The sequence below is a fragment of the Micromonospora trifolii genome (assembly GCF_022229005.1).
In the GTDB taxonomy this organism is placed as follows: Bacteria; Actinomycetota; Actinomycetes; order Mycobacteriales; family Micromonosporaceae; genus Micromonospora; species Micromonospora trifolii.
The window spans coordinates 1-14,977 of the sequence record NZ_JAKKFD010000023.1; the positions used below are offsets into that span (position 1 = coordinate 1).

Genomic DNA, 14,977 nt, shown 5'->3' on the forward strand with positions numbered 1-14,977 from the left:
GTTCGAGCACGATCTTGGCGCGGGGCGCGGGGCGCGGGACGCGGGGCGCGGGGCGCGGTGTCCGTTGTCAAGATCCGCGCAAGATCAGGGATGTTGCTGTCTCTCGCGCCTCGGAGGCGGCAACATCCGGGAAGTTGCGGAGATCTTGGGGCGTGGGGGTGGGCGGCGGGCGGGCTCGCGGGAGCCCACCCGCCCAGACCGGCGGTCAGCAGTTGCGCAGTTCGGGGGACTGGTTGAGCAGTTGGCCACGGGTCGACACGAAGCGGCGGTAGCGCTCGCTGTCCACGGCCGATGGGCGGAACGCGGCGACGCGGTGGCAGTTCTGGAAGGCCAGGCGTACGCCGAAGTGCCGCTCCAGGCCGGCGCGGATCGCGTCGCTCGCCAGCGCGCGGAGCAGTTGACCCCGGTCGGCGTCGGTGGGCGGCGGGACGACGTTGTCGGCCAGGTCGGCGTCGCCGGCCTCCAGTTCGGCGACCACCCGGCTGACGGTGGCCCAGGCGTACGGCAGCGAGTCACGGACGCAGGCGATGAACGCCTCGTCGTCGACGGGGCCGCGTTCGGCGGCGTCGAGCAGGGCGGGCGGGACGGTGAGTGACATGGTTCTCCTCCGCTTCAGCTAATGATTACCGTTTTCAACAACGGCGTCGACTGAGCAGACCACGTCCCATGGACGACGTCAACGATGTCCCGGCGCGCCACGCCGCGAGAGCGCGTGCGGACGAACAGCGGCGGCGTCAGGGCCGGCGCGGGTGGCCCTTGAGGTGCCGGCCCAACTCGCGGGCGATCTCCCGGTTGGCGTCGCGCTCGGCCAGCGTCTGCCGCTTGTCGTAGGAGCGCTTGCCCTTGGCGAGGGCCAGTTCGACCTTGGCGTAGCCGTTCTCGAAGTACATCGACAGCGGGACGAGGGTCACCCCGCCCTCGCGGACCTTGTCCAGGATCCGGTCGATCTCGGCGCGGTGCAGCAGCAGCTTGCGGTTGCGGCGCGGGGCGTGGTTGGTCCACGTGCCGTAGGTGTACTCGGCGATGTGCAGGCCGTACAGCACGATCTCGCCGTCGCGCTCGTGCGCGAACGCGTCCACCAGCGAGGCCCGCCCCTCGCGTAGCGACTTCACCTCGGTGCCGACCAGCACGATGCCCGCCTCGTACGTGCGCAGCACCGTGTACTCGTGCTGGGCCTTCTTGTTCGAGGCGATCAACCGGCGGGCGGGTGGAGTGGACGGGGTCACCAGGCGACGATATCCGGCCGCCTGAGCAGTAGTACCGACCGGCTCAGTCGCGTGCCGGGTGCTCGGGGCGCAGTCGCGCGCTCAGGTCCCGTACCGCGTCCCCGAATGCCTCCTGCGACTCACACGGCCAGTGTCCGAGGATCGGTGGGGGGACGCTGTCGCTGGGCGCCGGCACCACGTCCTGGGGGTCGGTCAACCGCCGGTCCACGGTCGCCGGCGGCCCGGTCAACGTCTCGGCCTCCCCGGGACGGTGCGAGGCGAAGATCCAGCCGCCGATCGGGTCGGTGTCGCGCCACAGGTTGATCCAGCGCCAGCCGATCCGTTCGCCGATCTCCCGCAGCGCCGGCTCGTCGGCGTACGCCGGGAAGAGCCTTGAGTACAGCCGGCCCAGCGGTGACCCGTAGGTCAGCAGGGCGACCCGTTCGGTGATCCGGGTGGGCAGTTGCAGAACAGTGGCGGCGAGCAGCACCGAGCCGTGGCTGTGTCCGGCCAGCAGCACACCCTGCCCCTGTTCCACCAGGTAGGTGATCCGCTTGGCCAACTCCGGCACGGCCCGCTCGGCGTAGCAGGGCGGCGCGAACGGGTGCGCCGCCCGGGGCCAGAAGGTGCCCAGATCCCAGAGCACCCCCACGTACCGACGGAACTGCGCCGTCCGGTACGCGAAGATGCCGCCCACCACCAGACCGAGCAGGATCGCGGCGATCACGTAGCTACCCGACCCGATCAGGAAGTTGACCATGCCTTCCGGCACTCCGAGGTAGCGCTGCGCCACGTCGCCGGGTAGGAGCTGGAGCAGGCCGAGCACGCTGGTGGCCAGTCCGAGCGCCGCCAGGCCGGCGTACACCACGGAGAGCGGTTCCAACCGTTCGGTGAAGCGGGCCCGGGCCACCGCCTGCTCGACCCGCCGCAGCCGGGCCGCCGCCTGCGGCGGCGCGTCCGGGAAGTCGGCGGCCACGATCGCCCGCGCGGCCCGCCGTCGCCCGCGCCGGGTCAGCCTGGTGACCAGGCCGGCCACCAGCAGCGCGGTCACCACGGCCAGGAAAAACCCGAAGATCGCCCACTTGTACGCGAGGGGAGGGCTGGTCTCCAGGCCGTCCGCTGTCGTCCCCTCGCGATCGAGCAGGTCCGCCACCCGGTAGACCAGCTCGGCCGAGAACGCCACGGCCAGCCCGGCCGAGATCGTCATGAAGACCGGCGCTCCCAACGCGCGTATGGGTGACCCGCTCTGCCCGCCACCCCGCCGCCAGATCACCAGCGCGGCGAGCACGGCCACCAGCACGGTCTGGCTGACGAACAACCAGGCCACGATCGCGCCGTAACCGGGCAACGCACCGCCTTGTGGCCACGGCGCCGGGCTGATGACGACGTGCACGATCACCAGCATCGTCAGACCGCAGGCGATGGTGCGCAGCCCGCGGAAGACGCCGTCCACCCGGGGCGACGGGTCGGTGCGGTCGATGCTCGGCACCACGCTGACCAGGACCAGGCAGGCCAGCAGAACCGCCGCGGTGGCCGTCAGCAGGATCGCCATCACCCACGAGCGGTGCTGGCTGGCTCGCGCGGCCAGCAGACTGCCGTTCAGCGTGGCGAACGCCGCCGCGACGTGGACCGAGCGCAGCCGGCCCACCAGCGGCTCGCCGTCCCACTGCCCGACCGCGCTCAACTGGTGCTTCGACGTCAGCGTCGACGGCGTCCGGAACGCGTCGAACGAATGGCCCGGGCGGGCGCCCAACCACCAGACGAGCCCGATGGCGGCGACCGGCACGAGCGCCAGCACACCCAGGCGCAGCCCGGTCGGGCGCCCGCCGAGCCAGGACAGCCAGCTCCGGCCGGTCAGGCACGACGGGGTGTCCATGCAGCGCCAGGCGATCAGGTCCAGCGCCACCCCGACGATGGAGAGCACGTACAGCACTGTGAGAGTGAGGGCGAGCACCCGGCACAGCGCCATGAAGCCGCGCTGCGAGACGGTGTTCGCCGGGCGCATCCAGAGCGCCACGTTGCAGAGCATGAACGGCAGCAGGAAGACCAGCGACAGCGTCCGCACGGCCGTGCCGGACGGCAGGTCACTCCAGCGGTACGCCTCCAGCGTCACCCCGTCCGTCCCGGTGGAGTCCGGGTAGCCGGGGCGCGGCCGGTAGAAACCCCCGCTGCGGTCCCCGGCGACCTGGTGCACGTACGGCCGGTCCAACACCTGGTCCGCGCCCGCGCCGGAGACACCGTGCACCCGCAGCTCCACGATCCCGCCCGACGTCGTCGGTCCGGTCGGTGTCGCGTCCGCCATGGGCCCCCCGAGGTGTGCGCGGCAACCGGGCGGGTCGTCGATGTCCGGTCACCCACGCGGCTCCCCGGCTTACCCGTTCCCGAAGCGGCCAACCGTGCGCCGGCCCCCGGCGATGGTGCGGTCGACCCTCGACAGGTGATTTCATGGCGCCATGGCGAACCCGGTGATCCTGACCGTCGACGACGACCCCGTGGTGTCCCGGGCGGTGGCCCGGGACATCCGGCGCCGCTACGGCGACCGCTACCGGGTGTTGCGGGCGTCCTCCGGGCCGGAGGCGCTGGACGCGCTGCGCGAGGTCAAGCTGCGCGGCGAACAGGTGGCGCTGCTGCTGGCCGACCACCGGATGCCGGAGATGACCGGTGTCGAGTTCCTGGAAGCGGCGATGGACATCTTCCCGGCCGCCCGCCGGGTGCTGCTCACCGCGTACGCGGACACCGACGCCGCGATCGAGGCCATCAACGTGGTCGACCTGGACCACTACCTGCTCAAGCCCTGGCACCCGCCGGAGGAGAAGCTGTACCCGGTGGTCGACGGGCTGCTGGAGGCGTGGGCGGTCACCCCGGACGCGGCCAGCGCGGAGATCCGGGTCGTCGGGCACCGCTGGTCGGCCCCGTCGTTCAAGGTCCGCGACTTCCTGGCCCGCAACCTGGTGCCGTACCGGTGGCTGTTGTCCGACGATCCGGAGGGCGTCCGGTTGCTCGACGCGGCCGGGGCCACCGAGGCGGACGTACCCCTGGTGGTGACGCCCGAGGGCAAGGCGTTGGTCGCCCCGAGCGAGGCCGAGCTGGCCGCGCTGGCCGGGTTGACTGTGGTGCCGGCGTGTGACTTCTACGACCTGGTGGTGATCGGCGGCGGGCCCGCCGGTCTCGGCTCGGCGGTGTACGGCGCGTCGGAGGGGCTGCGCACCGTGCTCGTGGAGCGTCGGGCGACCGGCGGTCAGGCCGGGCAGAGCAGTCGCATCGAGAATTACCTGGGCTTTCCCGACGGTGTCTCCGGCGCGCAGTTGACCGATCGCGCCCGGCGGCAGGCGGTCAAGTTCGGCGCCGAGCTGCTCAGCGCCCGGGAGGTGGTCGGTCTCAGCGAGGCCGGCGGAGCCCGGCTGCTGCGATTCGGCGACGGCAGCGAGATCGCCGCGCACACAGTGGTGCTGGCCACCGGTGTGTCGTACCGGGTGCTCGACGCCCCGGGGCTGGCCGACTTCACCGGGCGGGGGGTGTTCTACGGCGCCGCCGCCACCGAGGCGCCGAGCTGCGTCGAGCAGGACGTCTACATCGTCGGCGGGGCCAACTCCGCCGGCCAGGCGGCGGTCCACTTCTCCCGGTACGCGTCGAGGGTGCACCTGCTCATCCGTGGTGCGGACCTGACCGCCTCGATGTCGAGGTACCTGATCGACCAGTTGGAGCGGATCGACCGGATCACCGTGCACCCGCACACCGCCGTGGTCGGCGGGGCGGGGGACGGTCACCTGGAACGGCTCACCCTCTGCGACACCCGTACCGGGGAGGCCCGCTCGGTCGACACCTCCTGGCTGTTCATCTTCATCGGCGCGGAGCCCCGCACCGACTGGCTGGACGGGGTGCTGGTCCGCGATGGGCGTGGTTTCATCGTGACCGGTCCGGATCTGCTCGCCGGGGGGCGGCGTCCGGCCGGCTGGTCGCTGTCGCGCGACCCTTACCACCTGGAGACCAGCGTGCCGGGCGTGTTCGCCGCCGGGGACGTGCGGGCCGAGTCGGTCAAGCGGGTCGCGTCGGCCGTCGGCGAGGGTGCGATGGCGGTGTCCCTGGTGCACCGCTACCTGGAGGCCCAATGAGCCGGTGTTGCGAGCCCCGCAGTCGCGAGCGAAGGAGTCCCAGTGACCACCGAGTCTGACCGGCTGACACCGGCACAGTTGCGCACCCTGTTCCTGTTCGAGTCCCTCGACGAGGGGCAACTCGAGTGGCTGGCCGAGCGGGGCCGGATCGAGCAACGTGCGGGTGGCACCCTGGTGTATGCCGAGGGGGAGCCCGGGACCTGCTTCTTCGTGCTGGTGCGCGGCGCGGTGGTGCTGAGCCGGCAGGTGCGCGGTGACGACGTCGAGGTCAGTCGGACCGATCAGCGCGGGGTGTACGGCGGTGCCGTCCAGGCGTACCTGGGTGACCAGGTCGACCAGATCTACCGCAACAGCATGCGGGCGGTGGTCGACTCGGACTTCTTCGTGCTGCCGGCGGAGGACTTCGCGTACGCCCTGCGGTCCTGGTTCCCGATGCCCATGCATCTGTTGGAGGGGCTGTTTCTCGGCCTGCGGAACAGCCAGGTCATCGTGGGCGAACGGGAGCGGCTGTTGGCCCTCGGTTCGCTCTCGGCGGGGCTGACCCACGAGCTGAACAATCCGGCCGCCGCGGCGGTGCGGGCCACGTCGGTGCTGCGGGACCGGGTCGCCGGGATGCGACACAAGCTCGCCATGATCGCCGACGGGCGGCTCGACGGCAGAGCCCTGCACGGCCTGGTCGCGTTGCAGGAGGAGGCGGTCGCCCGGGTGGCCACCGCGCCGAAGTTGACCCCGATGGCCACCGCCGACGCCGAGGACACCCTCACCGACTGGCTGGAGGACCATGGCGTCGGCGGGGCCTGGGACCTGGCCCCGATCCTGGTCGGCGGTGGGCTCGACGCGGCCTGGCTGGCGCAGGTCAAGGCCGCGGTCGGCGCCGCGGACCTGGAGGCGGCGGTGCGCTGGCTCACCTACACCGTCGACACCGAACTGCTGATGCGCGAGATCGGCGACGCGGTCACCCGGATCTCCGGGCTCGTGGACGCCGCCAAGCAGTACTCGCAGCTGGACCGCGCGCCGCACCGGGTGGTGGACGTGCACGACCTGCTCGACGCCACGCTGGTGATGTTCAAGGGCAAGATCCCCGCCGAGGTCAAGCTGGTCCGCGAGTACGACCGGGACCTCCCACCGGTCCCGGCGTACGCGGCCGAGCTGAACCAGGTGTGGACCAACCTGATCGACAACGCGTTGGGCGCGATGGGGGAGAAGGGTGTGCTGACCGTCCGCACCGGACGGATCGGCGACCAGCTGACGGTAGAGGTCACCGACACCGGGCCGGGCATCCCGCCGGAGGTGCGCCCGCGCATCTTCGAGCCGTTCTTCACCACCAAGCCGGTCGGCGCGGGCACCGGTCTGGGGCTGGACATCTCGTACCGGATCGTGGTGCACAAACACCACGGCGACATCCGGGTGGAGACCGAGCCCGGCCGCACCACCTTCCGGGTCCTCCTACCGATCACCGAGGGCGCACCGGACTGATGTCCGCGCGTCCGCCGCGCCGATCTTGCAGTTTCGGTTGTCGATATGCGTGGTGCGCCCCTTGTGCCGGGACAGTAAGTGCAAGATCGCGGGGCGGGGCGGGGCGGGGCGGGGTGGGGGGTTAGGCGGGGTGGTTGGGGGTTAGGAAGTCGGCTAGTGCCTGGGTGTGGGTGGAGAACGCCAGCTCGACCGGGTCGGTGAGCACCAGCCACTCGGTCGCCTCCTCGGTCGGCGCCGACGGTGGCAGGTCCTCGGCCGCCTGCTCGGGCAGCACTCCGAAGACCATCATCGTGCCGCCCGCCGGCGCCCCGTGCACCGCGAACAGGCGGGCGTCCTCGGCCGCCGCGATCAGGCCGGTTTCCTCCCGCAGCTCACGGACGAGTGCGTCGGACCACTCCTCGCCGTACTCGATGAAGCCGCCGGGCAGCGCGAGCAGGCCGCGGGCCGGCTCGATGTCCCGGCGGACCACCACCACACCCAGGCCCTCGGCGGTGCGGACCGGCAGCACCGCGACCGCCACCGGCAGCGGGTTGCGCCAGACGGTCTCGCCGCAGACCGCGCAGACTCGCGGCCATCCGGCGGCCGGCGGGTAGGCGGCGCCGCAGTAGGAGCAGTGCGAGTACGGCGTGCCGGTCATGCCGCAGCACGTTACTCCGATCCCCGGTCCAGACCGCCGCGCCGCCGTCCCATCCCGCGCTCGGCCTGCCGCGCCGCCGCCTCGTCCCGCGCTCAGGCTGCCGGGTCGCCCGTGTAGAAGGCGGTGGTGCGTTCGGCGGCGGCCTTCGCCTCGTCGGCGTCGGTGCCGGCGGCGATGCTCGCTTCGCACCACAGCTGGCTGCTCAACTCCATGGCCCGTCGTCCCTGGGCGGAGGCGGTCCACTCGGCACCCTGTTCCGGGGTGATCCCGCTGCCGTCGGCGGCCAGGTGCGAGGCGAGGCCGAGCAGCCCGAGGTCCCAGCCGACACCGACCGCGCCCGGCCCGAACTGGGCCCACCGGTCCTGGTCGACGTGCGCGATGTGGTCCAGGTCGAGGCGGGAACGCTCGTCGCCGACCGGGGTGACCCGCACCTCGATCCAGCTCACCTCGCCGCCCATTTCCCAGGTGGCGGTGAAGCGGTGCGGCGGCTCGCAGCTTTCGACGGTGCCGTGGGCGTTGCCCTGGAGCTGGTACGTGCCGCCCAGCCGCAGGTCGCCGGAGATCGGCAGGAACCAGCGCGGGATGCGCTCGGCGCTGGTGCAGGCGTCCCACAGATCCTCGGCCGTCGCCTGGTAGGTCTGGCTGATCGTGGTGACCCGCGCCTCACCGGCTTCCAGGGTGCGGCTGCCGACCTTCCGCTGAACCGCGTTGATCTGCTCGGTGGCGTCGAACATCAGGTGTTCCTCTCATCGGGTGGATCGGCGGGCCCGCGCAGTCGACGCTCACGTCGGCCGCGGGCCAGCTCGGTGGCGAGTGCCGCCAGGGGTGGGGCCCAGAACCGGCGGAAGTGCTCCAGCCAGCCGTCGACCTCGCGCAGTGGGCGTGGGTCGACCGCGTAGAGCCGTCGGGTGCCCTCCGGCCGCACTGTGGCGAAGCCGTTGTCGCGCAACACCTTGAGGTGCTGGGACACGGCGGGCTGGGAGATGCCGAACTCCTCGCGGATGACCGCGCTGACCGCACCGGCGGTCTGCTCGCCGTCGGCGAGCAGCTCCAGGATGCGGCGCCGGACCGGATCGCCCAGCACGTCGAAGGCGTGCACGACGACAGTTGTATCACTGATGGCTTATTTAAGCCAAGCCTGATACTCCGATGAGCTTGTCCAGCCGGATCGGCAGTTCCCGGATCCGTACGCCGGTCGCGTGGTGCACGGCGTTGGCGACCGCCGCCGCGGCGCCGACGATGCCGATCTCACCGACGCCCTTCACCCCGGCCGGGTTCAGCTCGTCGTCTCGCTCGTCCAACCAGTACGCCTCGATGGACTCCACGTCCGCGCAGCCGGTGATGTGGTAGGTGGCCAGGTCGTGGTTGACCCAGTCGCCGTACCGCTCGTCGAGCAGGCCCTCCTCGTGCAGCGCCATCGACAACCCCATCGTCATGCCGCCGATGAGCTGGCTGCGCGCCGTCGTCGGGTTCACCACCCGCCCCGCCGCGAAGACCCCGAGCATCCGGTTCAGCCGTACCTCGCCGGTGTCCGCGTCGACCCGTACCTCGATGAACTGCGCCCCGTACGCGTACCGGGGGACCGCGGGCTGCCCGCCCACCTCCTCGGTGGTGTCCGCCTCGGCGGTCACCTCGCCGGTCGGTGGCCCGCCGTCGCGTAGCTTCTCGCGCAGCGTCTGCGCGGCGCGTATCACCGCCCAGCTCCAGCTGGCGGTCCCCATCGAGCCGCCGGCCAGCGGCGCCGTCGGCAGCGCGCTGTCCCCGATCCGGATCTCCACCCGCTCCGGCGGCACCCCGAGCGCGTCGGCGGCCACCTGCCAGATCGCGGTCCGGGCGCCGGTGCCGATGTCGGTGGCGTTGATCTGGACCAGGAAGGTCCCGTCGGGCCGGGCGGTGGCCGTCGCCGTGGACGGCCGCGCCCGGGCGGGGTAGCTCGACCCGGCCACGCCCGTCCCGATCAGCCAGCGCCCGTCGCGCCGGGACCGGGGCGACGGATCACGGCCGGCCCAGCCGAACCGCTGTGCGCCCTCGCGTAGGCAGGCCACCAGGTTGCGGCTGGTGAACGGGCGCCCCTGGTCGGGGTCGACGTCGGTGTCGTTGCGGATGCGCAGCTCCACCGGGTCCATGCCGAGGGCGATGGCCAGCTCGTCCACCGCGGACTCCAGGGCGTACGCGCCGGGGCACTCGCCCGGGGCGCGCATCCAGAACGGCGTGGGCACGTCGAGGCGGACCAGCCGGTGCGTGGTGCGGCGGTGCGGTGCGGCGTACATGCTGCGGGTGTAGACGGCGGTCTGCTCGGCGAACTCCCGGATGGTGGAGGTCTGGCTGATCGCGTCGTGGCAGATGGCGGTGAGCCGGCCGTCGGTGTCGGCGGCGAGGCGGACCCGCTGGATGGTGGGGGTGCGGTAGCCGACCGGCCCGAACAGTTGCTGGCGGGTCAGCGCCAGTTTGACCGGACGGTCCACGTGCCGGGCGGCGAGGGCGGCCAGCACCACCGACGCCTTGGCGTATCCCTTGCTGCCGAAGCCGCCGCCGACGTGTTCGGCGACGACGCGGATCGACTCCGGAGGCAGCTCGAACAGCTCGGCGAGGGTGGCGCGTACCGGCGTCGCGCCCTGGGTGGAGTCCTGCACCAGGAGCTGACCGTCGTGCCACTGCGCTGTGGTGGCGTGCGGTTCCATCGGGTTGTTGTGGTACGCCGGCGTGCGGTAGGTGACGTCCACCCGCACCGGGGCGGCCGCGTACCCGGCGTCGAAGTCGCCTTCGGCGGTGTCCGTCGGGTAGCTGGGGTTGACCTGGTCCGGCTTGTACAGGCCGGGATGGTCGTCGGTGAGCACTGTGCTGTGCGGGCCGGTGTCGTAGTCGATCCGGACCAGTCGGGCGCCCTCGCGGGCCGCCTCCAGACTGGTGGCCACCACCACGGCGACGTACTGCCCCCGGTAGTGCACCGCCGGCTCCTGCAACAGCCGCAGCTCCGGCTGCGGGCCGGGCGCCATCCGGGGCGCGTTGCCGTGGTGCACCACTGCCAGCACGCCGGGCGACGCCAGCGCCTCCGTCGTGTCGATCCGGGTGATCCGGCCCCGCACCACCGCCGACGGCACCGCCCAGCCGTAGGTGACCCCGTCCACCGGGTACTCCACCGCGTACCGGGCCGTGCCGGTGACCTTCGCCGGGCCCTCCAGTCGGGGGTACGCCCGCCCGACCGCCCCGGTGCTCACGACGACGCCAGTTCGGTGAGCGCCCGCACGGTGATGGCCCGGGTCAGTGGCAGCTTGAAGCCGTTGTGCCGTAACGGGCGCGCCTCGGCCAGCTCGGCGTCGGCGGCCCGTGCCGCCAGCTCCGGGCTGAACGGACGACCGCGCAGCTCCTCCTCGGCCCGGTACGCCCGCCACGGCCGGTGCGCCACCGCCCCGTACGCCAGCCGCACGTCGCGAACCACGTCCCCGTCGAGGTCCAGCATCGCGGCCACCGAGCCGGCGGCGAAGGCGAACGAGGCCCGGTCACGCACCTTGAGGTACGTCGAGCGGCGCGCGGCAGGTAGTGGCGGTAGCCGGACGGCGGTGATCAGCGCTCCCCGGGCCAGTGTGGTCTCCCGCTCGGGGTGGGTGCCGGGGGAGCGGTAGAACTCGGCGATCGGGATGTCTCGGGGGCCGTCGGCGTCGTGCACCTCCACCACGGTGTCGAGGGCGGCCAGCGCGACGGCCAGATCGGACGGGTGGGTGGCCACGCACTGCTCGGACCAGTCCAGCACCGCCAGGTCGCGGTTCTGCCCGTGCAGGGCGGCGCAACCGCTGCCCGGCTCCCGTTTGTTGCACGCCTTGCTCGTGTCCTGGTAGTAGACGCAGCGGGTGCGCTGCAACAGGTTGCCGCCGGTGGTGGCCATGTTGCGCAGCTGCCCGGAGGCGGCGGCGAGCAGGGCGCGGGCCAGCACCGGGTAGTCGCGGCGTACCGCCGGGTGGGCCGCGAGGTCGCTGTTGCGGACCGTCGCGCCGATCCGCAGCCCACCGTCGGGCAGTTCCTCGACGGTGTCCAGCGGCAGCCGGGTCACGTCCACCAGCACGTCGGGGCGCTGCACCCCGAGCTTCATGAGGTCCACCAGGTTGGTTCCGCCGCCCAGGTAGGCGGCCTGCGGTTCGGCCGCCAGCACGGCGACCGCCTCGGCCACGTCGGCGGGCCGGTGGTAGCGGAACGCCTTCACGAGGACGCCGCCGTCTCGCGCACGGCCGCGACGATGTGCGGGTACGCGGCGCAGCGGCACAGGTTGCCGGCCATTCGCTCGCGGATCTCCGCGTCGGTCAGCTCGACGGGCGTGTTCAGGTCGCCGGTGACAGCGCTGGGCCAACCCCGGGACACCTCGTCGAGCATGCCGCGGGCGGAGCAGAGCTGCCCGGGGGTGCAGTATCCGCACTGGAACGCGTCGTGCGCGATGAAGGCGGCCTGCAACGGGGACAGCTCGTCCGGCCCGGCCAGCCCTTCGACGGTCACCACCGACCGGCCGTCCACGGTGACCGCGAAGACCAGGCAGCTCTTCACCCGGCGGCCGTCGAGCAGCACCGTGCAGGAGCCGCACTGGCCGTGGTCGCAGCCCTTCTTCGCCCCGGTCAGGTCGAGGTGCTCGCGCAGCGCGTCGAGCAGGGTGGTGCGGTTGTCCAGGGCCACCTCGCGGGACGCGCCGTTGACCTCGACCGTCACCCGGGACGAGTGGCGTTCGTCGATCGTCGTCGCGTTCTCCGGTCCGCCCTGCACCGGCCCAGACTAGCTTTGTCAACATATCTCAGGGCGAATAACGCAAAGCCCTTCGTACGGGAGGTGACGACGGTGACCGCAGGACTGCTGCTCGCCGCCGGCGCCGGGCGGCGCTACGGGCGGCCGAAGGCGCTGGTCGAGCTGGACGGCGAGCCGCTGGTGCGGCGCGCGATCCGGCTGCTCCGCGACGGCGGCTGCGACCCCGTGCACGTGGTGCTCGGCGCGGGCGCCGATGAGATGCCCGACCTGCCCGGCGCGGTGCCGGTCCGACACGATCGCTGGTCCGACGGGCTGGGCTCGTCGCTGCTGCGGGGCCTGGCCTCGCTGCCGGCCGACGTGCCGGCCACCGTCGTGGTCCTCGTCGACCAGCCTCTGCTCAGCCCGGTCGCGGTCCGCCGGGTGCGGGCCGCATACGCCGGCGGTGCGCTCGTCGCTGTCGCCACCTACGCCGGTCGGCCGGGGCACCCGGTGCTCCTGGCTCGGGAGACCTGGCCGCTGCTGGACCGGTACGCCGTCGGTGACCGGGGTGCCCGTGACCTACTGCGCGACCGTCCGGACCTGGTGGTCGAGGTGCCCTGCGACGACGTCGGCGCACCGCTCGACGTGGACACCCCGGCCGACCTGCTGCGGCTGCGCGCCCTCAGCGACGGGTGAGCCAGCGGGGCAACCCCTCGCTGGTCACCGCGTGATAGGTGATCATGACGATGACGCCGATCAGGCCCAGCAGCGGGCTGACGAACCAGCCGAGCAGACCGCTGAGCCCGTACAGGATCAGGCCGGTGACCGGTCGCAGCCGCTGCGTTCGCACGTACTCGGGGCTGACCCGGCGCTCCAGCAGCGCCGGGTGGCGGTGCAGGTAGCCGAAGAACACCAGCCAGGGGGCCGACATCAGGGCCGCGGCCAGCGCGTACAGAGCGACGGCAGCGCGTTGGTCGTCGGTGTCGCCGTGGGTGAACGCGGACGCCAGCACCGCTGTGGGGAAGGGGATGATCACCGCGCCGAAGAGGACGCCAAGGTTGATCCAGCTCAGCGTGAGCGTGGTGCCACGGATCAGCCGCAGCAGCGCGTGGTGGTTGAGCCAGAGCACCCCGATGTAGACGAAGGACACCACGAAGGCCAGGTAGGAGGCGCCCTCGCCGAGCAGGCCGGTGAGCAGCTCGCCCTCGTGGTACTCGGGCACCCGCAACTCGATGACCAGCAGCGTGATGACGATGGCGAAGACGCCGTCGCTGAAGGCGGTCATCCGGTCGGTCGCGGACAGTCGACCCTTGGGGTCGGGCTGCTCGACCTCGTCGGGTGCTGCGGACATTGCCGCAGGCTAGCCACTCGGCAAGGCGGTTGGTGGCGGTTTCGTCTGATCCGGACGGGAACGGCCGCCCGGGGTCGACACCCCGGGCGGCCGCTCGCACCGCCCCCGTTCAGGCCACCGGCGTCGCGGTGCCGGTGGTGCGGGCGAGCTGCTGGTGGGCCCGGATCAACTCGGCGTAGCGCAGACCGCTGGCCTTCACCGTCCGGCGCTGGGTGGCGTAGTCGACGTGCACCAGACCGAAGCGCTTGTCGTAGCCGTACGCCCACTCGAAGTTGTCCAGCAACGACCAGACGAAGTAGCCGTCCAGGGGAACCCCTCGGGCAACCGCCGACGCGCACGCGGCCAGGTGCTGCTCCAGGTGGTCGGTGCGTTCCTTGTCCTCCACACTGCCGTCCGGGGTCACCTCGTCCGGCCACGCCGAGCCACTCTCGGTGACGATGATCCGGCCCGGCCGGTATTCCTCGTGCACGTCGACGAGCAGCCGCTCCAGGCCCGCCGGGTACATCTCCCAGCCCATCGCGGTCTCCACCGAGCCGGGCACCGGCACCTGCCGGGCGTACGGGGCCGCGCCGCTCGGGTCGTCGACAACCAACTGACGGAAGTAGTAGTTCACCCCGAGGAAGTCCGTCGGCGTGGCGATCACCGCCAGGTCGCCGTCGCGCACCGGCGGCTCGACCCCGTAGGTGGCGATCATGTCGGCCGGGTAGCCGCGCCCGTGGATCGGGTCCAGCCACCACCTGTTGACGTGCCCGTCGGCCCGGCGGGCCGCCGCGACGTCCTCGGGTCGATCGGTCGCCGCCTCGATCGGGCTGAGGTTGACCACCAGACCCACCGAGGCCGGCCGGGCCGCGTTGGCGCGGATCGCCTGGGTGGCCAGACCGTGGCCGAGCAGCACGTGGTGCGAGGCGTGCACCGCGCGGGTGAGGTCCCGCTCGCCGGGGGCCATGTTGCCGTCCAGGTGCCCGATCCAGCACACGCAGAGCGGCTCGTTGACGGTGCACCAGTCGCCCACCCGGTCACCGAGGCGGGCGGCGACCACCGCCGCGTAGTCGGCGAACGCCTCGGCGGTGGCGCGCTCCGGCCACCCGCCCCGGTCCTGGAGAACCTGCGGCAGATCCCAGTGGTAGAGCGTGACGAACGGCCGGATCCCGTCGGCGAGCAGCGTGTCGACGAGCCGGTCGTAGAAGTCCAGCCCGGCGGCGTTGACCCGCCCGACACCGTCGGGCATCACCCGGGGCCAGGCCACCGAGAAACGGTACGCGTCCACGCCGAGTCGACGCACCAGCGCCAGGTCCTCCGGCCACCGGTGGTAGTGGTCGCAGGCCACCGCGCCGGTGTCGCCGTTGTCGACCTTGCCGGGGGTCGCCGAGAAGGTGTCCCAGATGGACGGCGCCCGGCCGTCGACGTCGACGGCCCCCTCGATCTGGTACGCCGCCGTGGCGACACCCCAGAGGAAGTCGGGTGGCAGCTTGGACAGGTCGGGCACGGGACG

At 72.4% G+C, this 14,977-nt stretch carries 14 protein-coding genes; 3 read left to right on the plus strand and 11 right to left on the minus strand.

Annotation, left to right across the window (positions count from 1 at the left end):
• Positions 1 to 205: 205 nt before the first annotated feature.
• The 3 genes from NIE79_RS15645 to NIE79_RS15655 form a co-directional block, all read right to left on the minus strand.
• Positions 206 to 598 carry an SCO5389 family protein gene (locus NIE79_RS15645; protein WP_238679284.1) on the minus strand — a complete coding sequence of 131 codons (393 nt, stop codon included), beginning with the start codon at positions 596 to 598 and terminating at the stop codon, positions 206 to 208.
• Positions 599 to 734: 136 nt separating this feature from the next.
• The gene (gene smpB / locus NIE79_RS15650) at positions 735 to 1,226 is read right to left on the minus strand and encodes an SsrA-binding protein SmpB (RefSeq protein WP_238679285.1); all 492 of its coding nucleotides are present in this window, start codon (positions 1,224 to 1,226) and stop codon (positions 735 to 737) included.
• A gap of 43 nt (positions 1,227 to 1,269) precedes the next feature.
• Positions 1,270 to 3,507 carry a hypothetical protein gene (locus NIE79_RS15655; RefSeq protein WP_238679286.1) on the minus strand — a complete coding sequence of 746 codons (2,238 nt, stop codon included), beginning with the start codon at positions 3,505 to 3,507 and terminating at the stop codon, positions 1,270 to 1,272.
• 151 nt (positions 3,508 to 3,658) lie between these two features.
• Between NIE79_RS15655 and NIE79_RS15660 the strand changes: the two genes are divergently transcribed.
• Both NIE79_RS15660 and NIE79_RS15665 read left to right on the plus strand, forming a co-directional pair.
• Complete coding sequence (locus NIE79_RS15660) at positions 3,659 to 5,317, plus strand: NAD(P)/FAD-dependent oxidoreductase (protein ID WP_238679287.1); 1,659 nt, start codon at positions 3,659 to 3,661, stop codon at positions 5,315 to 5,317.
• 42 nt (positions 5,318 to 5,359) lie between these two features.
• Entirely contained in the window at positions 5,360 to 6,793 is a 1,434-nt protein-coding gene (locus NIE79_RS15665; RefSeq protein WP_238679288.1) for an ATP-binding protein, read from the plus strand.
• A gap of 121 nt (positions 6,794 to 6,914) precedes the next feature.
• Here the strand turns inward: NIE79_RS15665 and NIE79_RS15670 are convergent, their stop codons facing one another.
• From NIE79_RS15670 to NIE79_RS15695, 6 genes are all read right to left on the minus strand, one after another.
• A complete protein-coding gene (locus tag NIE79_RS15670; protein ID WP_238679289.1) occupies positions 6,915 to 7,430 on the minus strand; it encodes an NUDIX domain-containing protein in 516 nt (171 codons plus the stop codon).
• A 92-nt stretch (positions 7,431 to 7,522) separates the two neighbouring features.
• Positions 7,523 to 8,164 (minus strand): SRPBCC family protein, encoded by a 642-nt coding sequence (locus NIE79_RS15675; RefSeq protein ID WP_238679290.1) that lies wholly within the window; start codon positions 8,162 to 8,164, stop codon positions 7,523 to 7,525.
• Complete coding sequence (locus tag NIE79_RS15680; protein ID WP_124822611.1) at positions 8,164 to 8,529, minus strand: ArsR/SmtB family transcription factor; 366 nt, start codon at positions 8,527 to 8,529, stop codon at positions 8,164 to 8,166. Before NIE79_RS15680 ends, NIE79_RS15675 begins: the two co-directional genes overlap by 1 nt.
• A gap of 28 nt (positions 8,530 to 8,557) precedes the next feature.
• Positions 8,558 to 10,648: a xanthine dehydrogenase family protein molybdopterin-binding subunit gene (locus NIE79_RS15685; protein ID WP_238679291.1), complete on the minus strand. Its 2,091-nt coding sequence runs from the start codon at positions 10,646 to 10,648 to the stop codon at positions 8,558 to 8,560.
• Positions 10,645 to 11,628: an FAD binding domain-containing protein gene (locus NIE79_RS15690; protein ID WP_238679292.1), complete on the minus strand. Its 984-nt coding sequence runs from the start codon at positions 11,626 to 11,628 to the stop codon at positions 10,645 to 10,647. The genes NIE79_RS15685 and NIE79_RS15690 overlap by 4 nt, the downstream gene beginning before the upstream one ends.
• A complete protein-coding gene (locus NIE79_RS15695; protein WP_238679425.1) occupies positions 11,625 to 12,122 on the minus strand; it encodes a 2Fe-2S iron-sulfur cluster-binding protein in 498 nt (165 codons plus the stop codon). The genes NIE79_RS15690 and NIE79_RS15695 overlap by 4 nt, the downstream gene beginning before the upstream one ends.
• 126 nt (positions 12,123 to 12,248) lie before the next feature.
• Between NIE79_RS15695 and NIE79_RS15700 the strand changes: the two genes are divergently transcribed.
• Positions 12,249 to 12,830 carry a nucleotidyltransferase family protein gene (locus tag NIE79_RS15700; protein ID WP_238679293.1) on the plus strand — a complete coding sequence of 194 codons (582 nt, stop codon included), beginning with the start codon at positions 12,249 to 12,251 and terminating at the stop codon, positions 12,828 to 12,830.
• On the opposite strand, the gene NIE79_RS15705 is transcribed toward NIE79_RS15700, so the two are convergent.
• A complete protein-coding gene (locus tag NIE79_RS15705) occupies positions 12,817 to 13,485 on the minus strand; it encodes a TMEM175 family protein (RefSeq protein WP_238679294.1) in 669 nt (222 codons plus the stop codon). The two genes, NIE79_RS15700 and NIE79_RS15705, sit on opposite strands and share 14 nt — an antisense overlap.
• Before the next feature lie 109 nt (positions 13,486 to 13,594).
• The gene (locus tag NIE79_RS15710) at positions 13,595 to 14,971 is read right to left on the minus strand and encodes a GH1 family beta-glucosidase (protein WP_238679295.1); all 1,377 of its coding nucleotides are present in this window, start codon (positions 14,969 to 14,971) and stop codon (positions 13,595 to 13,597) included.
• Positions 14,972 to 14,977 lie beyond the last annotated feature (6 nt).